14 protein-coding genes are annotated in these 21,888 nt (G+C 57.6%); 4 read left to right on the plus strand and 10 right to left on the minus strand.

Annotation, left to right across the window (positions count from 1 at the left end):
- The first annotated feature begins 26 nt into the window (after positions 1-26).
- From CE168_RS06755 to CE168_RS06765, 3 genes are all read left to right on the plus strand, one after another.
- Positions 27-1,247 (plus strand): DUF58 domain-containing protein, encoded by a 1,221-nt coding sequence (locus CE168_RS06755; protein ID WP_099571700.1) that lies wholly within the window; start codon positions 27-29, stop codon positions 1,245-1,247.
- Entirely contained in the window at positions 1,244-3,778 is a 2,535-nt protein-coding gene (locus CE168_RS06760) for a DUF3488 and transglutaminase-like domain-containing protein (protein WP_099571701.1), read from the plus strand. Before CE168_RS06755 ends, CE168_RS06760 begins: the two co-directional genes overlap by 4 nt.
- A 182-nt stretch (positions 3,779-3,960) precedes the next feature.
- Entirely contained in the window at positions 3,961-4,695 is a 735-nt protein-coding gene (locus CE168_RS06765; RefSeq protein ID WP_442861946.1) for a variant leucine-rich repeat-containing protein, read from the plus strand.
- Positions 4,696-4,884: 189 nt separating this feature from the next.
- On the opposite strand, the gene CE168_RS06770 is transcribed toward CE168_RS06765, so the two are convergent.
- From CE168_RS06770 to CE168_RS06790, 5 genes are all read right to left on the minus strand, one after another.
- Positions 4,885-5,454 (minus strand): FHA domain-containing protein, encoded by a 570-nt coding sequence (locus CE168_RS06770; RefSeq protein WP_099571703.1) that lies wholly within the window; start codon positions 5,452-5,454, stop codon positions 4,885-4,887.
- Between the two features lie 211 nt (positions 5,455-5,665).
- Complete coding sequence (locus CE168_RS06775; RefSeq protein ID WP_099571704.1) at positions 5,666-9,679, minus strand: DNA-directed RNA polymerase subunit beta'; 4,014 nt, start codon at positions 9,677-9,679, stop codon at positions 5,666-5,668.
- Positions 9,680-9,770: 91 nt separating this feature from the next.
- Positions 9,771-13,331, minus strand: coding sequence for a DNA-directed RNA polymerase subunit beta (gene rpoB, locus CE168_RS06780; protein ID WP_039199145.1), 3,561 nt, complete (start codon positions 13,329-13,331; stop codon positions 9,771-9,773).
- Between the two features lie 163 nt (positions 13,332-13,494).
- A complete protein-coding gene (locus tag CE168_RS06785; protein WP_099571705.1) occupies positions 13,495-14,139 on the minus strand; it encodes a hypothetical protein in 645 nt (214 codons plus the stop codon).
- Positions 14,140-14,190: 51 nt separating this feature from the next.
- Positions 14,191-15,135: an A/G-specific adenine glycosylase gene (locus CE168_RS06790; RefSeq protein WP_180753741.1), complete on the minus strand. Its 945-nt coding sequence runs from the start codon at positions 15,133-15,135 to the stop codon at positions 14,191-14,193.
- A 19-nt stretch (positions 15,136-15,154) separates the two neighbouring features.
- Here CE168_RS06790 and CE168_RS06795 point away from each other — a divergent pair, with 19 nt between their 5' ends.
- Complete coding sequence (locus tag CE168_RS06795) at positions 15,155-15,820, plus strand: tRNA (cytidine(34)-2'-O)-methyltransferase (protein ID WP_081995912.1); 666 nt, start codon at positions 15,155-15,157, stop codon at positions 15,818-15,820.
- Between the two features lie 409 nt (positions 15,821-16,229).
- Here the strand turns inward: CE168_RS06795 and CE168_RS06800 are convergent, their stop codons facing one another.
- From CE168_RS06800 to CE168_RS06820, 5 genes are all read right to left on the minus strand, one after another.
- Positions 16,230-17,594 (minus strand): PFL family protein, encoded by a 1,365-nt coding sequence (locus CE168_RS06800; protein ID WP_004221323.1) that lies wholly within the window; start codon positions 17,592-17,594, stop codon positions 16,230-16,232.
- Positions 17,595-17,633: 39 nt separating this feature from the next.
- Entirely contained in the window at positions 17,634-17,906 is a 273-nt protein-coding gene (locus CE168_RS06805; protein WP_004221322.1) for an ACT domain-containing protein, read from the minus strand.
- A 167-nt stretch (positions 17,907-18,073) separates the two neighbouring features.
- Positions 18,074-19,981: a glycoside hydrolase family 32 protein gene (locus CE168_RS06810; RefSeq protein ID WP_039199148.1), complete on the minus strand. Its 1,908-nt coding sequence runs from the start codon at positions 19,979-19,981 to the stop codon at positions 18,074-18,076.
- A 95-nt stretch (positions 19,982-20,076) separates the two neighbouring features.
- Entirely contained in the window at positions 20,077-21,168 is a 1,092-nt protein-coding gene (locus CE168_RS06815; RefSeq protein ID WP_039199149.1) for a LacI family DNA-binding transcriptional regulator, read from the minus strand.
- A 27-nt stretch (positions 21,169-21,195) separates the two neighbouring features.
- Entirely contained in the window at positions 21,196-21,873 is a 678-nt protein-coding gene (locus CE168_RS06820) for a YesL family protein (protein WP_039199150.1), read from the minus strand.
- Between the last annotated feature and the right edge of the window lie 15 nt (positions 21,874-21,888).

Below are 21,888 nucleotides of genomic sequence, written 5' to 3' on the forward strand. Positions count from 1 at the left end.
GTTCACAAACCCCCGAAAGGTCAAGTATGCGACAATCCAAAACCATGCAACGCAGGAGAACCATGCAACGATCCCTGCGACGCATCAAGCATCGCATCAAACGACTGGTCACCTCATATGTGTCACCACTCGGATGGGCAGTGGCCGGACTCACCATCGCCTCGCTCATAGCGTTCACGATCCTCGGATGGCATGAACTGCTGGCCATGGCGATCATATTCGTCTGCATGATGGTCGCCGCCATCATGCTGTCGCTCGGCAACACGTCGTTCACTGCCACCATAGACGTGTCCAGAAGGCGAGTCACCGTGTCAGACACCGTGAAAGTCGACGTGTGCGTCGACAATCCGGGACACACGCCAACCACATCCGCACGAGGCGACCTGTCCATCGGCGACAATCACGAACGATTCTCCATCCCCATGCTCACCGCTGGCCAATCACACCAAACAACCGTGGAATTCACCGCCGTCTCCCGCGCGATGTTGCCGGTCGGACCGCTTTCCATACGCAAAGGCGACCCATTCGGACTCGTACGGCACGAAAAGAAACTCGCCGACCAAATCAACGTGTTCATCCACCCGCAAACCGTCATGCTGAACACACTCAACGCCGGAATTCCGCGAGACTTCGAAGGTCAGCCCAGCGGCGAAATCGTCGACGACGACCTCGACTTCTACGGACTGCGCGAATACGAGCCGGGCGACGACGTGCGCAACGTGCACTGGCTCAGCTCCGCAAAAACGGGAGCACTGATGATCCGCCAATACGAAGCAACCCGACGTACCAACACCGCATTGACCATCAGCGTGAACCCAGACGACTACCTCAGCTCCGACGAATTCGAACTGGCGGTATCCGTCCACGCATCCATCGGCGTGCAATGCCTGCTCCAAAACCGCCCGGTAACCTCCCATGCGGGAAACGAACACGCCACGCCATGCAACTCCACGGAATTCCTCGACGGATGCAGCGCCATTACCCCCGACATCAACGACAATCCGAACCTCGCACAAACCACCCTCACCCACACCCCCGACTCATCGTTCTACTACATCACCGTCGGCAGGCTCAAAAGCATCGACGAGATCAAACACATAGCGCTCGCGCTCCCCCGATCAGCAACCTGCGTGGTACTGCAAACCGCCATCGGGCAACCACGCGCCATCAAACAATACGCCGACTTCACCCTGGCGACCGTAGGAAACCTAGACGATCTTCCAATGATCATGAGGGTACTGGCATGAGCACCGCAGGATTCAGCAAACACAGCATCAACGCCAATACCGGCGAAACCCGCGCCGACCACACCACCGGATTCGGCAACACCTTCACCGAATCATCCACCGGCACCTTCACGGAAACAGGCACCGGAACAGGCTCATGGGCCGACTCCACACACTCCGCCATCTGGATGTCACGAGACGGCAAATCGCAAGTCCTTCCCTACTTACACCGACCACGCGCCTCGCAATACGCAAGCTTGCTCGTAGCAGCCCTGCTCACCCTCGCCGCAGCCAGCAACCTCATCGACGTCTACGGATCAGCCGCATCCTGGGCCCTCGCCGCCATTCCAGCCACCATCATCGGATCACTCGTGGCGCTCGCAGGCACGGTTCCCGCGCTCCGCCTCTGGTGGCAGATACTGTTCACGGCCGTCGCGCAACTGGTTGTCGGCCCGGTTCTGTTCCTCAACGACACCACCATCACACACTTCATCCCAACCCTGCGTACGCTTACGCAAGGATGGATGCAGACGCTCGGCTCCTTCAAATTCATCCTGTCGGTCGAACCTCCAACCGGCACCACGGACGGCTGTCTGCTTGCAGTATGGACCATCTGCCTGTGGTTCGCGCTGCTCACCGGCATTTTCGCAGTGACGGAAGATGGCAGATTCACCATGATCGCCATCGTTCCCGTCATCGCCAATCTTGCGATCTGCGCATTGCTTGGCTCATCTTCCGGCTATTACCGCATATTCGTCGGCATCGCAATGGCGCTTGTGCTCGTGATTTGGATCAGTGCACGTTGGAAATTACTGGAATTGGGACGTTGGATCAGTTCCGTGGTAATCGTGGTTATTTCCATCGCATTGGCGATCGGAGGATGCCTTGCCGTCGGCCAGGACCGCACCATTCTGCGTGACCATTACGATCCGCCGCTCAGCCCGTACGATTACACAAGCCCGTTGAGCGGCATGCGTTCGTACATCAAAAACAGCAAGGACGATGTGCTCCTCACCGTTCAAAACCTGCCCGCAGGATCGGGCGTGCGGCTAGCGGTCATGGACCGTTTCGACGGCAACGTATGGAACCTGTCCGATTCCGCCAGGTCATCGGACTCCTCCAATTACCATCGCGTCGGCACCTCCATCACCAACAACGCCGAAGGCAAGAAATTCACCGCAACATTCACCGTGAACAAAGGCCTGAGCGACTACTGGCTGCCCATTGCCGGAGCCGCATCGAGCGTGACCTTCGACAACAGCGAAAACGCCGACTCGTTCTATTACAACAGCGACACCATGTCGGCCATCTACCCTTCACGCACCTCCGAAGGCCTCACCTACACGGAAACCGGCATCATGCCAACAGTTCCCACCGACAAACAGATCGTCAAAGCCAATGCAGCCTCCATCAGCCAGCCAAAAGCCGAAGACGTGCCCGATTGTGTGGACAAACTCGCCACAGCCATCGCCGGCGGCCAATCCAAAGGCGGCGAAGCAGCCCAGGCCATCGCCGAAAAACTCAAGGAAGCAGGCTGGTTCTCGCACGGCTTGAGCGGCGATTACCCGTCTACCGCCGGCCACGGCAACTACCGTATCGACCAGCTGCTCGCCGGAACGGCCATGGTCGGAGACAGCGAACAATACGCCTCCGCAATGGCACTCATGGCACGCAGCCTGGGACTTCCAAGCCGAGTGGTGCTTGGATTCCTACCAAAAGATGATGAAGGCGACATCAGCGAAAACCGCACCGAAAAACAAGGGAAAAACACCGTCATCGAATTCACCGGCAACGACGTGACCGCATGGGTGGAAATCAAACTGGACGGCTACGGCTGGGTGGCGTTCTATCCGACGCCAAAGGAAACCAAAGTCCCCGACGAAAACCAGAACCTCACCCCACCGAACCCGCAGAATCTGGTGCGCCAGCCCCCAGTACCCCTCACCGACCCGCTGCGCGACGATAACCAAGCCAAAGGCAGGTCCTCAATCGGCGGAAGCATGGCTGACGAAACGTCAACCAACCTCTTCTGGCAGCATTTCGGCAGAATCGCAAGAAAAGTAGCCATCTACGGAAGCCCCCTGTGGACGCTGCTCATCGTATGCGGCCTCCTGCTCGCCATCAAAGCGATCGCATTGGCACGGTCAAGAAAACACGGCAGCACGCAACAGCGAGTGGCAGCAGGATGGCAATCCGTGGCGGCGCTCGCTCGACAAAGCGGACTTGACATTCAAGGCACGCGCAGCGAACAGGCGGTCTCCATCGCAAGCCAGATGGATATTTCCAGTGAAACGTTGCTTGCCTTGAGCACACAAGCCGATTACGCAACCTTCTCCGGTAATACCGTCAACGAGGAGCATGTGCAGCAGTATTGGCGCGATATTGAGCAGGAACGCCAGTACATGCTCAAGTCATTGCCGACATTGCGCAGATGGCGCGCCAAACTTTCGCTTGCCGACGTTTTCCATTTTCGAGGCAAACGCGGCGCGAGCAACGATTCAGCGAATAACGCAGCGGATACGGCAACCAATATTTCGGATGACAACGATTGAAACGTCAGCAAAATCGGAGATCATGAGGATATCGTCGATTTGCAGGAAGGCACATTGCAGACGTTGCGAACCGTTCAATAACGCGCATGTTCCCGCAATGGCAAGCGTCGATGATTAGATTGCCGCTTTGTTCTCAGCGCATTCAATACAATATTTACAGATCACGAGATAAGGAGACCATGATGGTCGATTTCGATACCGCGGCCGCAGCTGTGCAGGATCCGAACGCAGATCCCGTGCTCTTGGCGAAAATCGCTTACGAAAATCCAGAATTCGGCGCGAATGTGGTTGCCAATCCGCGTGCGTACCCTGGTCTGAAACGTTGGGTCGCCCAATTCGGCGATGAACGCGCACGCCAGCAGCTGGTCGCATTGGGGTGGCCGGTTCCGCAGGAAGGCGTTATGCAGAGGAATACCGAAACCGTTCCGGAACAGGCACAGCAATCCCAAACGCAAGCGCAGTATCAGCAGCCGCGGCAATCGTCGGACGTGCAGCATCAGATGCAATACCAGACGCCGGCAACCGTCCAACACCAGCCTGAATCGTTCATGGAAGCGTCGGCATCGAATATGGCGAACGACGTTTCGACGGAATACGTCGAACCGTACACCAATCCAGCGGATTTGTCGGAAGTGGCCGATTATTCTTCGGCCCAGCCGCAATATGACGCACAGCCGTACGCGGACAACGCCCAGTATGCCATGCAGCTGCAGGAACCGGCCGCGTCGAATAGCGGTTTTACCGCGGAATTGGCCATGACCACGCAAGACAAGATGCTGATGGCCCAGATCGCGAGCGAAGCTCCGGAGCTGCACCCCTTCCTCGCACGCAATCCGAACATCTACCCGGACCTGCTTGACTGGCTTGCCAGTCTCAATGATTCCGCCGTCAACGCGGCCATCCGCCTGCGCCAGTAGCAAATAGCCAGTCAACAAGCGCCAGTCGGCAGGTAGCGAATCGCAATAGTTGAAGAGGGCTGTACGCGCATCCTCACGCGTACAGCCCTCTTCGACTCTCGACATCGTTCATTGTCACACCGTCATTTCAATCATTCCAAACCTTGCGGTTTGACGGCATACTTGGCGATACGCAATAGAACGTCTCAATCAACGCTGCTCGAGCGTAAAGAACTGGTCTCCGATACGAACCGTGCAAGGTGCTTCAAACTTTATCGGCTCGTGCTCGACCTTGGTCTCCTCATTGCCTTGAATAATGTACGTGCCATTAAGCGATCCGTAATCCTCAATCCACAACGTACCATCCTGATCGAAGCTGATCGCCGCATGATTGCGTGAAATCGTGCGCGTCGGATCCTCCAATTTCACGGATTTAGCCCCTTCCGGCACTTCAACGGACGGCTTGCGCCCCAGCAGCACGCCCATGTCGATAATCGCTGCCTGACCGGTCTGATCATTATAAAGCGTGTATTCCAGCTTCGGCTGCTTCATGGTGAATGCCGAAGACAGCACCGTGCCATCCCAATCGATATCATCATCGTTGGCCGGTTCGTCGTTGACCGACTCGTCATTGATTGGTTCCAGCGACATGGAAACCTGCTCTATCGGCTGAGATTGCGCCATTCCCGGTATTGCAGAATCGGCGAAGGAAGGCATTACGGTAGAGTCATCGTCGTACCAGCCTGGTTCAGGCGGCGGCGGATATGGAAGAAAGCTCATACCCTCATTGTAATTTGACGTTTGATTTTGCGACGTTGATATTCGTTCTGCAATACAGGCAGTTTCGTAATATGCCGACTGTTGGCATCATAATCGCAACAATCGTGTTTTTTCGTATTAAAAATGGGGATCAGCTGTTTGAAGCCAATCCCCATTTTTATGTCTATCGGATGATTTCAGACGTTATGTCGTTCCATCATCGCCTTTCGGATCACAGGGTGTCGCCCAAATCCATCTGACCACCATTGTCGTCCAAGAAGTCATCCGGATTGAAGTCGTCGCCAAGCTTCAGATCGCCGAAATCGATGTTGGAGAAGTCGACTTCGGACAGATCCGCATCGCCGAAGGCAGCATCGGACTCGTCGCCACCCAAACCGAAGTTCGGGTAGATGGTGTCGCGAATGGCCTTGTCGGGCTCGACCACGGCGTTACGGTAACGGGCAAGACCGGTACCGGCCGGAATGAGCTTACCGATGATGACGTTCTCCTTGAGACCCTTCAGGTCGTCGACCTTCTGGCTCAGGGCGGCTTCGGTGAGCACGCGGGTGGTCTCCTGGAAGGAAGCCGCGGACAGCCAGGAATCGGTTGCCAGCGAAGCCTTGGTGATGCCCATCAGCTCCGGACGACCGGCGGCAGGCTTGCCGCCTTCCTTCACGGCCTTCATATTGGCGGCCTTGAAGCGGGCCTGATCCACCAGTTCACCCGGAAGCAGGTCGGTATCGCCGGAATCGATCACCGTGATACGACGCAGCATCTGGTGCACGATGACCTCGATGTGCTTGTCGTGGATATCCACGCCCTGGGAGCGGTACACGGTGTGCACTTCCTCCACAATGTTCACTTGGGCGGCACGAGGGCCGAGGATGCGCAGGATCTTCTTAGGATCGACGGAGCCTTCGATCAGCTGGGTGCCAGCTTCGACATGCTCGCCGTCCTTGACCAGCATCGGGGCGCGACGGGTCACCGGGTAGACGATCGGTTCGACGGATTCGTCGTCCGGCTTCAGCATGACCTGACGGCCACGCTCGGTGTCTTCCACCTTGACCACGCCTGCGAACTCCGCGATCGGAGCCTCGCCCTTCGGGGTACGAGCTTCGAAAAGCTCGGTAACACGAGGGAGACCCTGGGTGATATCGGATGCGGAAGCGACGCCGCCGGAGTGGAAGGAACGCAGTGTCAGCTGGGTACCAGGCTCGCCGATGGACTGTGCTGCCACGATGCCAACGGCCTCGCCGACGTCCACCAGCTTGTTGGTGGCCAGAGACCAGCCATAGCACTTGGCGCACACACCGCGCTTGGAATCGCAGGTGAGCACGGAACGGGCCTTGACTTCTTCCACATCATGGGCGACGAGATCGTTGAGCACGTCCATGGACAGCGCGTCGCCGGCCTTGTACAGCACGGTTTCGCCGTCGGCTGGATCGATCACGTCAGCTGCGAGCAGACGGGAGTACGGACCACCGTCGGCAGCCTTGACGAGATGCAGGTTGCCTTCAGCGTCACGCTCGCCGACCTTCATCGTCAGGCCGCGCTTGGTGCCGCAATCCTCTTCGCGCACGATCACGTCCTGGGAGACGTCCACCAGACGACGGGTCAGGTAACCAGACTCTGCGGTACGCAGTGCGGTATCGGCCAGACCCTTACGCGCGCCGTGCTGGGAGATGAAGTATTCCAGCACGGACAGGCCGTCGCGGTAGTTGGACTTCACAGGTCGAGGAATGATCTCGCCCTTCGGGTTGGCCACGAGGCCTCGCATACCTGCGATCTGGTTGATCTGCATCATGTTTCCTCGTGCACCGGACTGCACGATGATAGCCAGATTGTTCTTGGAGTCGAAGTGTTTCTCGACAGCCTCGGAAACCTCACTGGTGCACTTGGTCCACAGGTCGATGAGTTCCTGGCGGCGCTCCTCTTCGGTAAGCATACCGATTTCGTAGTTCTCGTTGACCTTGTCGGCTTCGGCTTCGTACTTCTCGATGAATTCGTCGCGCTCGGACGGCTGGATAACGTCGGAGAACGCGAAGGACACACCGGACCACGGTGCGCGGGTGAAGCCCATATCCTTCAGAGCGTCCAGCGTTGCAGCCACCTGTGCAGTGGAGTAACGGGTTGCGATGTCGTCGACGATCTTGCTCAGACGCTTCTTCGGAGCCTGATCGTTCACGAACGGGTAGTCGACCGGCAGCGTGCTGTTGAACAGGATGCGGCCGTAGGAGGTTGCGAAAAGCACGGAACCATCGTGGAAGCGCTCTTCCTTCACCACCGCCGGGCTGCCCGGTTCAGGATCGATGACTTCGATTTCGCTCGGTTCCCAACCCTTCGGAAGCACGAAGTCTTTCGGAAGGCGGATAAGCACCTTGGCCTGCATGTCGATCTCGTGCTTGTCGAGCGCCATTTCGGCCTCTTCGAGCGAGGAGAACACACGGCCCTGACCCTTGGCTCCGTCGATGACGGTGGTCAGGTAGTACAGACCGAGGATCATGTCCTGGCTCGGCATGGTCACGGTGTGGCCGTCTGCCGGCTTCAGAATGTTGTCGGAAGCCATCATCAGGGAGCGGGCCTCGGCCTGGGCTTCCGCGGACAGCGGCAGGTGGACTGCCATCTGGTCGCCATCGAAGTCGGCGTTGAATGCGGCGCAGGCAAGCGGCGGCAGGTGGATGGCCTTGCCTTCCACCAGGATCGGCTCGAATGCCTGAATGCCCAGACGGTGCAGCGTAGGTGCACGGTTCAGAAGCACCGGATGTTCGGCGATGACCTCTTCGAGCACACCCCACACTTCGGAATCGCCACGGTCCACAAGACGCTTGGCGCTCTTCATGTTCTGCGCGTAGTTGAGGTCCACAAGACGCTTGATGACGAACGGCTTGAACAGCTCGAGGGCCATCGGCTTCGGCAGACCGCACTGGTGCATGCGCAGGGACGGACCGACCACGATCACGGAACGGCCGGAGTAGTCCACACGCTTACCAAGCAGGTTCTGACGGAAACGACCCTGCTTGCCCTTGAGCATGTCACTCAGGGACTTCAGCGGGCGGTTCGAAGCGCCGGTGACCGGGCGTCCACGACGACCGTTGTCGAACAGGGAGTCGACGGCTTCCTGAAGCATGCGCTTTTCGTTGTTGAGCATGATTTCAGGAGCGCCGAGCTCGATCAGTCGCTTCAGACGGTTGTTACGGTTGATCACACGACGATAGAGGTCGTTGAGATCGGAAGTGGCGAAACGGCCACCGTCGAGCTGCACCATCGGGCGCAGATCCGGCGGAATGACCGGGATCACGTCGAGCACCATGGCTTCCGGCTTGTTGCCGGTGGTCAGGAAGGCGTTGACGACCTTCAGACGCTTCAGGGCGCGGGCCTTGCGCTGGCCGGTGCCGGTGTCGATTTCCTCACGCAGCTGCTTGGAAGCGGCCTCAAGATCGAAGTCCTGCAAGCGCTTCTTGATGGCTTCGGCGCCCATGCAGCCTTCGAAGTAGTCGCCGTAGCGGTCTTCCATTTCGCGCCACAGGTCGACGTCGCCTTCCATGTCGCCCGGCTTCAGGTTCTTGAAGCGGTCGAACACGGCGCTCAGACGCTGAATCTGCTCGTCGAAACGGATGCGGATCGCGGCCATTTCACGCTCGGCGCTGTTGCGCAGCTTGGCGCGTGCGGAGCCCTTGGCTTCGCCTTCGGCCTCAAGTTCGGCCAGATCGGATTCGACTTTCTTGGCACGCTCTTCGATTTCCGCGTTGCGACGCTTCTCCAGATTGGCGATGTCGTTGTCGAACTCGTCCTGCAGACCCGGAAGATCCTCGTGACGCTGTTCCTCATCGACGCTGGTAACCATGTAGGCGGCGAAGTAGATGACCTTTTCCAGATCCTTCGGAGCGATGTCCAGCAGGTAGCCCAAACGGGACGGAACACCCTTGAAGAACCAGATGTGGGTCACCGGAGCGGCAAGCTCGATATGGCCCATGCGCTCACGGCGCACACGGCTCTTGGTGACTTCCACACCGCAGCGTTCGCAGACGATGCCCTTGAAGCGCACGCGCTTGTACTTACCGCAGGCGCACTCCCAGTCACGGGTAGGTCCGAAGATCTGTTCGCCGAACAGACCGTCTTTCTCCGGCTTCAGGGTACGGTAGTTAATGGTTTCAGGCTTCTTGACCTCGCCGTGGCTCCAATTACGGATGTCTTCGGCAGTGGCCAGGCCGATCCTCAGTTTGTCAAATGCGTTGACGTCCAGCACTCTATTGTCCTGTCTATCGATTCTTAATGCTTAATCACGTTTCGTCAGGCTGGTCGCGCCACGTTTTCATACGACGCGACCAGCCATGGGATCACTGGAATTCAGGCTCTTCCGCAACCTGGTCAGCCTTGGCGACCGCGTCGGGGCGCGCGCCGATGTTGAAGCCAAGATCGTCGGAGGAAGCAGACGGATCGTCGTCCTCGTCCTTCATGTCGATGGCCACACCTTCCGCGTTGAGCACTTCGACGTTCAGGGACAGGGACTGCATTTCCTTGAGCAGCACCTTGAAGGATTCCGGAATGCCTGCCGGCGGCAGGTTGTCGCCCTTCACAATGGCGCCGTAGACACGCACGCGGCCGTCGACGTCATCGGACTTGGTGGTCATCATCTCGTGCAGCGTGTAGGCGGCACCGTAGGCCTCGAGGGCCCACACTTCCATTTCGCCGAAGCGCTGGCCACCGAACTGGGCCTTGCCACCCAACGGCTGCTGGGTGATCATGGAGTACGGGCCGGTGGAACGTGCGTGGATCTTGTCGTCGACCAGGTGGTGCAGCTTCAGCATGTACATGTAGCCAACGGAAATCGGCTTCGGGTACGGTTCGCCGGTACGACCGTCGAACAGCACGGCCTTGCCGTCGTCTCCGACCAGCTTGTTGCCGTCGCGATCCGGCAAGGTGCAGGAAAGCAGTCCCTTAATGGTTTCCGGACGAACGCCGTCGAACACCGGGGTTGCCACCGGGGTGCCCGGCTCGCCCTTTTCGGCGCCCTGCGGAATGTTCTTCTTCCAAGCGGCTTCGATATCCGGGTCGAGGGAGATGTCCCAGCCGGCATGTGCGATCCAGCCCAAGTGCAGTTCCAGCACCTGGCCGAGGTTCATTCGAGAAGGCACGCCCAGCGGGTTCAGCATGATGTCGACCGGAGTACCATCCGCGAGGAACGGCATATCCTCTTCCGGCAGAATGCGGGAGATAACACCCTTGTTGCCATGTCGGCCGGAGAGCTTGTCGCCCTGGGTGATCTTACGATGCTGCGCAATGTAGACGCGAATCATCTGATTCACGCCGTTCGGCAGCTCGTCGCCGTCTTCTTCGGCGTCTTCGCGGGTGATCTCCTTGACGTCGATCACCGTACCGGTCTCGCCGTGAGGCACACGCAGCGAGGTGTCACGAACTTCGCGGCTCTTCTCACCGAAGATGGCGCGCAGCAGACGCTCTTCCGGAGTCAGCTCGGTTTCGCCCTTCGGGGTGACCTTACCCACCAGAATGTCGCCGGCTTCGACTTCGGCGCCGATGCGGATAATGCCACGCTCGTCGAGGTTGGCCACCGCGTCTTCGCCGACGTTCGGCAGATCACGGGTGATCTCCTCGGCACCCAGCTTGGTTTCGCGGGCGTCGATCTCGTATTCCTCGATGTGGATGGAGCTCAGGGTGTCGTCCTGCACGAGACGCTGGGAGATGATCACAGCATCCTCGTAGTTATAGCCGTTCCACGGCATGAAGGCGATGAGCAGGTTCTTGCCCAGAGCCATTTCACCCTTCTGGGTTGCCGGGCCGTCGGCCAGCACGGTGCCGGCTTCCACACGTTCGCCGTCGTGGATCAGCGGCACCTGGTTGTAACAGGTGGTCTGGTTGGAACGGCGGAACTTGGCCAGCTTGTAGGAGCTGGTGGTGCCATCGTCGTTCATTACACGGATGATATCGGCGGAAACATAGGTCACCACGCCCGGCTTCTCAGCCAGAATCACATCACCGGAATCAACGGCTGCACGCCATTCGGCACCGGTGCCCACCAGCGGGCGCTCGGATTCGATCAGCGGCACGGCCTGGCGCTGCATGTTGGTACCCATCAGTGCTCGGTGGCCCTCATCGTGTTCCAGGAACGGAATCAGGGATGCGCCGACGGAAACCATCTGGCGCGGGGAAACGTCCATGTAGTCAACGGAGCTGACCGGCACATCGACCGCTTCTTCCTCACCGACTCGGGCAAGGGCCTGCTTCTTGACGAAGTTGCCGTTCTCGTCGAGCTCCTGGTTGGCCTGTGCGATGACGTGCTCGGCATCGCGGTCTGCGGTCATGTATTCGACCTCGTCAGTCACATGGCCGTTGACGACCTTACGGTACGGGGTCTCGATGAAGCCGAACGGGTTGATGCGGCCGAAGGTTGCCAGAGAGCCGATAAGACCGATGTTCGGGCCTTCAGGAGACTCGATCGGGCACATACGACCGAAGTGGGACGGGTGCACGTCTCGCACTTCCATGGATGCACGGTCGCGGGACAGACCGCCAGGACCCAGAGCGGACAGACGACGCTTGTTGGTCACACCTGCCAGCGGGTTGTTCTGATCCATGAACTGCGACAGCTGGGAGGTTCCGAAGAACTCCTTGATGGTGGCGTTCACAGGGCGGATGTTGATCAGGGACTGCGGGGTGATGGCCTCCGGATCCTGAGTGGTCATACGCTCGCGGACCACGCGCTCCATACGGCTCAGACCAGTGCGCAGCTGGTTCTGGATCAGCTCGCCGACCTGACGGATACGACGGTTGCCGAAGTGGTCGATATCGTCGACGTCCACGCGCAGATCCACATCCTGACCATCACGCTTGCCCGGGAACTTGGTGTCGCCGGCATGCAGAGTGACCAGATACTTGATAGTAGAGATGATGTCTTCGCGAGACAGGCTGCGATCGTTGATATCCTTCTCCAAGCCAAGCTTGCGGTTGATCTTGTAACGGCCGACGCGGGCCAGATCGTAACGCTTGGTGTTGAAGTAGAAGGAATCCAGCAGATTGCGGCCAGCTTCCGGCGTCGGGGTGTCGGCCGGGCGGATCTTGCGGTACAGATCGGTCAGAGCCTCGTCCTGGGTCTGCACGGTCTCCTTGGCGAGCGCGTCCATGACCAGCGGGTAATCCTTGAAGGCGTCGGCGATCTCGTCCTTGGTCATGCCGATGGCCATGAGGAACACGATGGCGGACTGCTTGCGCTTACGATCCACACGCACGCCGAGCACATCACGCTTGTCGATCTCGAACTCGAGCCATGCGCCACGGCTCGGAATGATCTTCGCGCCGAAGACTTCCTTGTCGGAAGTACGATCCTGGCTACGGTCGAAGTACACGCCCGGGGAACGCACCAGCTGAGACACGATCACTCGCTCGGTACCGCCGATGATGAAGGTGCCGTGCGGGGTCTGCAGCGGGAAATCGCCCATGAACACGGTCTGGGATTTGATTTCGCCGGTGTCGCCGTTCTCGAACTCAGCGTTCACGTACAGCGGAGCAGAGTAGGTGTAATCCTTCTCCTTGCACTCCTGCACGGTGTGGCGCGGTTCCTCGAAATATGGATCGGAGAAGGTCAGGCTCATGGTCTGAGCGAAGTTCTCGATCGGGGAGATCTCCTGAAAGACCTCGTCAAGACCAGAGGTGTGGGACACGGTGTTGGTGCCGTTCTCCAAATCCTCCTCGACACGCTTCTGCCAGCGCTCGTTGCCGATGAGCCAGTCAAAGCTGTCAGTCTGTACACCCAACAGGTAGGGTACATCAATGGGCTCGCGGATGGAGCCGAAATTCACACGGTCCGACGCCTTGTGCAGATCAATATCGTGCTGGTCGGCGCGTGCGATGATGGTGGTGGTGTTCGTCGTAGCCTCAGCCAATGGACGTTCCTTATCGCTCGCTAAATCGTTTCGATATGTTTCCCCGGAAGCGCTCCCATTGGCCACCATATGCCTAGTACGCGGGCGCTTCTTCTTTGTCAGCGTGCCCGCTATATGACACGCATGTACGCAAAGTCATAAGAATAACATATCCTGTAGATTTTTATTCGACAGTTATGCCGACCGGATCGGACTTGGCTTTGGGATGCCCTTCAAGTGAAAGCTGCGCCGAATACACGCCCCGATCCACCTTCGGTAGGGTGGATTCCTCCACACACTCACTGCCGGTACGCGTTCCCGGCCAAGTAATCGTCTGCTTGACCTCGTCGCCCTTCGCCAACAGACGATAATCAGCATCCACAGGACACACATTCGACTTCCAAATCACATCATCGCCCGATTTGATCGTCAACACAACGTTGGAAGCCGATATATCAACCAAACAGCCGACCTTGCTGGAACCGTCATATTTGATATCCGTCGTAAAATCCATCGAACCGCCCACGCCGAAACTCGACGCCGCAGGAGTCAACGAAAGCGCAACATTCGTCGCGCTGCAATCCGGCACCCCGCTTTTCTTCTTCTTCGTCGGGGACGGCACTTCCTTACGGGAAATCGCATACACATCCGCATGATGAATCTCCCGATTCACCGCAACAATCCCCCTAGACAGGGAATACAGGCAAAACACCAGAAAAGAGACCAGCACCACCACCGCAATACCGAAGACAATGCGACGACGACGAAATATCGTCTGCTGTTTTTTCGAACGCTTCTTGCCGGATTTCGAGAACGTCTTCTGTGCCATGATTCCACAGTCTAGCGTGCGCGCATCCAAAGAACATCGGCACCCGCCTTTTCATACCGGAAGACGCACAGCCGCATTCGGCAGGATCTCAATAAGACCATCCTCATCCAACGACGCGATACAACGGTCAAGTTGGATATGATCATTCCACAATCGTTCAAGCGACTTACGATCGACGGCAATCTCACCTTCCGGCAGATTACGCAACGCATTCAGCACCAGCCCACGCACCTGACGATCCGTACCCTGAAAACGCTGACGCGGCCTTGTACGACGCTCCCCCAATCCCGGTCGTCCATCACGCAAAAACACACACAGCGAAGAAACTGGACACACCTCACACAACGGCGATTTCGCCGCACACACAATCGCACCCAATTCCATAACCGACTGATTCCACACCACCGAAGAACGGTCGAACCGCCTGCATTTCGACACACCATCCTGTGGCAACACTTGCCTCGCCAACGCACGCTCAGCAGGACTCGCCGCACCGCCAAGCGACTCCACACCAAGGAAAACCCGCGAAAGCACCCTGCGAATATTCGTATCTACCACCGCGATGCGCTCGCCGAATGCGAAACTCATCACTGCGCTGGCCGTGTAATCGCCGATCCCCGGCAGAGCCAACAGCTTATCGTATGTTCGCGGCAGCTCATTGCCATAGTCGGAAGCGACCACACGAGCGCATTCCTGCAAGCGCAACGCGCGCCGAGGGTACCCAAGCCTGCCCCAGGCAGTGATCACATCAGATTTCGCCGCACCTGCAAGCGCAGCCGCATCAGGCCAACGCTCCATCCAATCGTTCCAATACGGCACCACACGGCTCATCTGCGTCTGCTGGCTCATCACCTCGGAAACAAGCACACCCCATGGCGTGGCACGGCCGAATCGCCACGGCAGATCACGCGCCGAGGCATGCCACCATTCGGCGAGCGCGACCGCCACAGCTTCGGCGTTTTCGATTTCAGCATTATTCCCATTCGTGTCGTTCATCGTACCTATTCTTGCATTCATGACGAACGAAGAGCATACCAATGACGCGCAAGGCGCAAACGCAGCGGAAGCCAAAGTCGAGAAAATGTTCGAATACGGCTACCGCAAATCGAATTACGGCCCGGACGAACTCGTGACCGATGCGCACGGCAATCCGATTTCCGTAGTCGACGCGATGCTGTCGGCCGAAGACGCGGCAAAAGCCGAAACCTCCACGCCCCACCTGTGCTACTACTCCCCCCGAATTCCAGGCAACACCGGTTCGGCAATCCGCCTGTGCGCAGTGACCGGCACGATCCTGCATTTGGTGGAGCCGCTTGGATTCAATCTGCGCGATACGAAGCTGCGCCGCGCCGGATTGGATTATCACGACATGGCGCACGTGGTATTACACCCGAATTTTGAAAACCTAGTGGAATCCATGCCGAATTCTCGCATCATCGCGTTCACCGCACATGCCACCAAACTGTATACCGACATCGAATACAAACCGACCGACATTCTGCTGTTCGGCCCGGAGCCGGGCAATATTCCCGATCCGATGGATATTATGGCCGGGCCGCACGTGACCGAACAGGTGCGATTGCCAATGCGCCCAAGCCTGCGCTCCCTGAACCTCACCAACTGCGCGTCCATTGCCATCTATGAAGCTTGGCGCCAGCTAGGCTTCGCCGGCGGCCAGTGATTCCTCCCCTGCCTGCCAACTTCTAGGTTTTTCAATAATTTTGCTTTTGTATAGCAAGTTCCGCTGGAGAGGCGGCGGGGTCTATTCCCGACACGCTCCAGGCCGCTCAGGCCAAGTCTTTACGGTCTGAAACAGACCCCGCCGCCTCTCCAGCTGCGCTGAGTTCAACTTAAGTAAGTTTTCTTTTCTTTTATGCAAGACGCAACGAGATGTACGAAAGCGAGCAGAAGAGCGGGATATTCTGTTCGAGACCGTAAGCTTGGCCAAACGGCCTTGAGTGTGTCGCGAATAGAATATCCCGCTCTTCTGCGACCTCCCCATTACAGCAGCTTATGCACCCAACGCAAGCACAGATCGCAAGAATGAATCGCACGCGACAAGCATGCATCGGGAAGAGGGAAGGGAGGGGCTAGTTTTTGAAGCTGTGGATTGGGGCAGGGATGCGACCGCCTCGAGTCACGAAAGCTTCGCAGCTGGTCTGGTTGACTGGAATGATCGGCGCATATCCCATCAGGCCGCCGAAGTTGGCCATCTCCCCTACGCCTTTGCCTTCAACCGGAATCACGCGCACAGCCGTGGTCTTCTGGTTGACCATGCCGATCGCGGCCTCATCGGCGATGATGCCGGAAATGGTGGATGCGGTGGTGTCTCCCGGAATGGCGATCATGTCAAGTCCGACGGAGCACACGCAGGTCATGGCTTCAAGCTTTTCGATCTTCAGGCAGCCATTGGTTGCCGCATCGATCATGTTCTTGTCTTCGGAGACAGGGATGAACGCGCCGGACAGTCCGCCGACGTAGGAGGACGCCATGATGCCGCCCTTCTTCACCTGATCGTTGAGCATGGCGAGCGCCGCGGTGGTGCCCGGTGCACCAACCTGTTCGAGGCCGATCTTCTCAAGCACTTCGCCGACGGAGTCGCCTACGGCCGGGGTCGGTGCGAGGGAAAGGTCGATGATGCCGAATGGAATGCCGAGGCGACGGGATGCCTCCTGTGCCACCAGCTGGCCGACGCGCGTAATCTTGAACGCAGTGCGCTTGATGGTTTCGCACAGGAATTCGAAGTCCTTGCCCTTGGCTTCGTCGAGCGCGCGGGAAACCACGCCGGGGCCGGAAACGCCGACGTTGATGACCGCGTCGCCTTCGGTTACGCCATGGAAGCCACCTGCCATGAACGGGTTGTCGTCGGGGGCATTGCAGAATGCCACGAATTTCACGCATCCGTAGGAATCGTTATCTGCGGTGGCATGTGCGATGTCTTTGATGATGTGGCCGAGCAGTTCGACGGAGTTCATGTCGATGCCGGTCTTAGTGGATCCCACGTTGACGGACGAGCAGACAATGTCGGTTTCGCTCAGCGCCTTCGGCAGGGAGCGGATGAGCAGCTCTTCAGCAGGGGTCATGGACTTGGATACGAGAGCGGAGTAGCCGCCGATCAGGTCGACGCCGACCTTCTTCGCCGCCTTGTCAAGCGCATGCGCGATTTTCACGAAATCATCCGACGTTTTGCACGAGCTTGCGCCGACCAAGGAAATTGGGGTGACAGTGATGCGCTTGTTGACGATCGGAATGCCGTAGTCGCGTTCGATGGCTTTGCCGGTGGATACGAGATCCTTGGCGTACGTGGTGATTTTGTTGTAGATGTTGTCGCAGACTTCGTCGACGCTGTCGGCCGCGCAGTCCAGCAGGCTGATGCCCATGGTGATGGTGCGTACGTCGAGCTTCTCCTGCTCGATCATCTTGTTGGTCTCGTGGACCTCCATGATATTCAGCATGATGTGTTCCTTCGCTCCTTACCGATGAACCCTGATGGATCAGACGCGGTGCATCTTGGTGAAGATCTCTTCACGCTGGCAGCGGATGCGCACGCCGATCTCTTCGCCGAGCTTGTCGAGATCGTCCACGACCTCGCCGAATTCCTTGTCGGTGTTGGAATAGTCCACAATCATCATCATGTTGAAGAAACCGTCGATGATGGTCTGGGAAATGTCAAGCACGTTGACCTGATGTTCGGAAAGGTATGTGCAGACGCGTGCGATAATGCCGACAGTATCCTGGCCGACGACGGTGATGATTGCCTTGTTCATGGAACTCCCTAAACGTGAGGTGTGAATATCCAGTTACCGTCTCGGCAAATTGCCGGACGTGTGCTCAAGTATAGGAAAGACACGTGCCAAAACACGTGCCTTTCGTCTATTTGCCTTACATACTGAGATGACTGTCGGATATCACCTGCCTCTGCAGCAGCTGTATGTCACCGCCAGATGCCGTCAAGCACACGCACATCCACGCAATCGACCTTGCCGTCAGCAACAAAACGGAACTCGCCATCGCCGTCCGCACCTTGGAACAGCATGCTGCCGGCCGCTTCGCCGTTGTTAAGGAAGACTTCCACCACATTACGGTCGAAGAAGATTTCGACGCGACGAACATCGGCGATGCCGCTATCGAAATCGATGTCGTCCACGACTGTTCCCTTCGTGACCAGTCGGGTCACGCCGTCGCGACGCTGCAGCTGCAATTCAGTCGAATCACCATTGGCGGGATTGGTACCGGTCGCGATGAGCATTGTGAAATCGTCATCGTCGGCCAGATGCATGTCCGTGTAATACGCGTTGTTCGGCACAATAAAGAAGGTCCCGTTTTCGTCTGCATGCGCTTCCAAACGATCGCCTAGCAGCTGCTCGTACGCTTCTTTGACAGGACGGCTGGTCAAGCGGCCGTCACGCACGTGCAGTTCACGTGGCAGCGACATCATGCCGTTGGCGATGCACGGCTTTTCCACACGCATCGCGGGAAAGTCGGTATACCAGCCGAACACGATACGACGCCCGTCGTCGGCAAAGCTTTGCGTGGCATAGTAGCCGGTACCGAAATCACACCAATCACTGTTCTCTACCTGCAAACGTGGACCTTCGGCGGTGTCCTTGAGATCACCAACATACCAACGCACCTGCTGGAAACGACCTTGCTTGTCACGGTAGTGCATCAACGCGCCGATGGCGACTGTCTTGCCGTCGAGCTGGAACAGGTCAGGACATTCGTAGGTACGCGATAGCTGGTGGCCGAAATCGGCGAGCACCGGTCCTTCATACTGCCACGTCACGTTGCGCTTGAGTGGTTTCTTCGCGGAGAAGAGCGCCATGGCAGGCACCGTGTCCATATTGGGCTTGTCGGTGCCGGGCCTGCCTTGCGGACCGCATGTGAACCAGCCGTCTGTACCCTGTACGCTGATGCCAGGCGCCGCGGAGGACACAGCATCAGTATCGAATTCGGAGACCGGCAGATTCGTGGCGGTCACCATGTAAGCGCGTTCCGGATTGATAGCCTCGCCAGACATGCCGGTTTCCACCTTCGGATCACGGAAATCGAAGCCAAAACCATCGTTAACGCGCAACGCGACCGGAGATTCGACACTCACATGCACGCCATCCTCACACAAGCAGGTGGTCTGGTATTCAGTAACAGACGATTCGTCTCCGCGAGTCTCCAGGTGCCGGGTTAGATACAGGCGAATAGCGGCCGCATCATCACCCTTGCAGGGATTGTCACACGCATCCACCGTCACCGCGGATCCGGAGAACGCGCCACCAACGATGCGTTCGTCGATATGCAGCTCCGGCTGCGGTTCGAGGAAGATTGGCAGATGCGTCCAATGCACCAGATCGCGGCTCACCGCATGCCCCCAGTGCATATTGTCCCAGCCAAAACCATACGGATTGAATTGGTAGAACAGATGGTAGCGTCCTTGGAAACGACACAGGCCGTTAGGATCATTCATCCAGCGAGCGAATGGCTCGAAATGCGCCGCAGGGCGAGCGAAGCGATCATAGATCTGCTCCAGCGTCGGCTGCGTATCCCATTCATTGTCGTACGGATTCATGCTGATGAAACGCACGCCTTCATCAAGGAGATTCTCACACTCGGACAAGTAGGCGAACCGTACGGTCAGTCGGTGCGCACTCACCGTAATACGCACGTTCGTCGGCACCGGAATCAAGAAATGGTGACGACGCTCGGCCACCGGCATGGCATGGCTGGCGATTTGATGGCCGTCCCCGTCTGTAATGGTGACGGCAGCGTCATCGCCGCATCTTTCGGCGAACAATTCCAGCAGACGGTAGCCGCCGGTTTCGATGGCAACGGAATAGTTGTCAGGCATAATGATCTCCTCCACAGCGCCACATGATCGGATAGCACGTGGCTACGCATTGAAAAACAGATAATTAGAAAAACAAATACGGAAAGAAACGTCCGTCACGACACGATGGAATCGCGTTCGATGATGCGGCAGCGCAATGCTGTTTTGCTGCCATCACGTTGCCTCTGCACCGCCATGCTACGATCGGACTCAAGATCGGCTACGGCCTTGTCGCCGTCAAGTATGGCGACAAGTTGCCGAACCGCTTCAAAACCCATCTCATAATGGGGTAGTTCCAGCGTAGTCAGTGATGGTTTGATCACATTAGTGATGAACGGCTGGTTATCGATGCTGATCACCGACACGTCAGCGCCGATGCGCACTCCGCGTTCGCGTGCGGCTTCGTAGATGAAAGTGGCGCGCACATCGTTGAAACAAAAGATGCCGTCCGGCTTGATTTCGTCGAACACCCGCGCCGCTTCATCGTCCGCGTTAGTAAATTCCGATACTTCGACAACCAAAGCGTCATCGAATGGAATGCCCGCTTCCGCAAGCGCACGTCGGTAACCAGTCAGACGTTGCTCTTGCGCGACGATGGAGGTTGCGGAACCGTAGTAGACGATGCGTCTGCATCCAGCTTGGATCAGACGGTTGGTGGCGTCATACCCCGCCAGTTCATCATCGGGGTAGACCGAGGGAACTCGCCCCGCTGCATCCTCACTGTCCACCACTACGGTCGGGCTACCTTCCAAGACTTCGGGAATGTCCACTTTGCGGTGGAACATCATGGCGTATAGGAAGCCATCCACGTTGTATCGGAGCAGGGCGGATATTTCTTGGTTCTCAAGTTCGGCGTCATTATTGGTGTTCGTGGTAAGCAGTATGTATCCGAGCTTGCTCGCGGCATCCTGCGCACCTTCGAGTACCTTGCTCGCGTACGGGGTCGTGGCGATCTCATCGGTCACAAATCCCAGAGTATTGGATTTGCTGGTACGTAGGGTGCGCGCCACAGAATTGGGCTTGTACCCCATGCTCTTGGCAGTCGCACGGATTTTCTGCGCAACCGCCTTGCTGACGCGATTGTGATCCTTGTTGTTCATAACCAAAGACACAGTGCATACGGAAACACCCGCTTCCTTAGCTATGTCTTTGATGGATACCAATCGTTTGGACCTGTTCACTCGTTGCCTTACTGACGACTGCACCATTTTATCACCCCCTTTTTTGCGAACATGTCACGATGTCTGGTTTCGGGCGTGGCCCGTGCTCTGTTCCATGCGGTCATGAATGTCCATTCCAGGCAGACGGCCGAATGAATAAATAATCCAGGCTGTGCAGAACATCGGCAGCGACAAGCCGAACACCATGAGAATTCCAGGCCATTGCACCCATACAAGCACGGTAAGAATCAGCAGTCCGACCTGCAGAAGGCTGCACAACGGGCGTGCCACAATCATCGCCAGTGTTGTACGAACAATCCAGACGGGGCTCTCTTCATAGTTCGCGCGCACCACCCAAACCAAGGACGAGAACACTGCCAAAACTACGATGATGAGCAGCAGCACGCCGGAAACCATGATGTCGAAATCGCCGCGAGCATGCCAGTTCATTACGTAGTAGTCGACGATGACCACGGCCCAGAGAATAATCAAAGGCCAACCGAAAAGATTCGCGCGCTTGACTTCGCTTTTCCAGAAGCCGTGGAACGTCTTCCAAACTTCCTTGGCCCGCATTGAACGGTCCTCAGAAAGCACCCACGCACGGAACGTAGCCTGCGCAGCCGCGAACGAGGGGAGAAATCCCAGCACGACGGCTCCCATCAGAGTGTGCGCGAGTATAGCCACGTTGACCACGAAAATCGCGACTAGCAGACGGCAGAACCGCTCGTAGGCCACAGAGAAGCGGGCAAGCATAGCGAATCCTTTCTA

The organism is Bifidobacterium sp. N5G01, assembly GCF_002742425.1.
Taxonomy (GTDB): Bacteria; Actinomycetota; Actinomycetes; order Actinomycetales; family Bifidobacteriaceae; genus Bifidobacterium; species Bifidobacterium hominis.

What these genes read in the sequence shown, in the direction of transcription:
- CE168_RS06755 (WP_099571700.1), top strand. Translation starts at nt 27, where the DNA reads ATGCGACAATCCAAAACCATGCAACGCAGGAGAACCATGCAACGATCC.
- CE168_RS06760 (WP_099571701.1), top strand. Translation starts at nt 1,244, where the DNA reads ATGAGCACCGCAGGATTCAGCAAACACAGCATCAACGCCAATACCGGC.
- CE168_RS06765 (WP_442861946.1), top strand. Translation starts at nt 3,961, where the DNA reads ATGGTCGATTTCGATACCGCGGCCGCAGCTGTGCAGGATCCGAACGCA.
- CE168_RS06770 (WP_099571703.1), bottom strand. Translation starts at nt 5,454, where the DNA reads ATGAGCTTTCTTCCATATCCGCCGCCGCCTGAACCAGGCTGGTACGAC.
- CE168_RS06785 (WP_099571705.1), bottom strand. Translation starts at nt 14,139, where the DNA reads ATGGCACAGAAGACGTTCTCGAAATCCGGCAAGAAGCGTTCGAAAAAA.
- CE168_RS06790 (WP_180753741.1), bottom strand. Translation starts at nt 15,135, where the DNA reads ATGAACGACACGAATGGGAATAATGCTGAAATCGAAAACGCCGAAGCT.
- CE168_RS06795 (WP_081995912.1), top strand. Translation starts at nt 15,155, where the DNA reads ATGACGAACGAAGAGCATACCAATGACGCGCAAGGCGCAAACGCAGCG.
- CE168_RS06800 (WP_004221323.1), bottom strand. Translation starts at nt 17,594, where the DNA reads ATGCTGAATATCATGGAGGTCCACGAGACCAACAAGATGATCGAGCAG.
- CE168_RS06805 (WP_004221322.1), bottom strand. Translation starts at nt 17,906, where the DNA reads ATGAACAAGGCAATCATCACCGTCGTCGGCCAGGATACTGTCGGCATT.
- CE168_RS06810 (WP_039199148.1), bottom strand. Translation starts at nt 19,981, where the DNA reads ATGCCTGACAACTATTCCGTTGCCATCGAAACCGGCGGCTACCGTCTG.
- CE168_RS06815 (WP_039199149.1), bottom strand. Translation starts at nt 21,168, where the DNA reads ATGGTGCAGTCGTCAGTAAGGCAACGAGTGAACAGGTCCAAACGATTG.
- CE168_RS06820 (WP_039199150.1), bottom strand. Translation starts at nt 21,873, where the DNA reads ATGCTTGCCCGCTTCTCTGTGGCCTACGAGCGGTTCTGCCGTCTGCTA.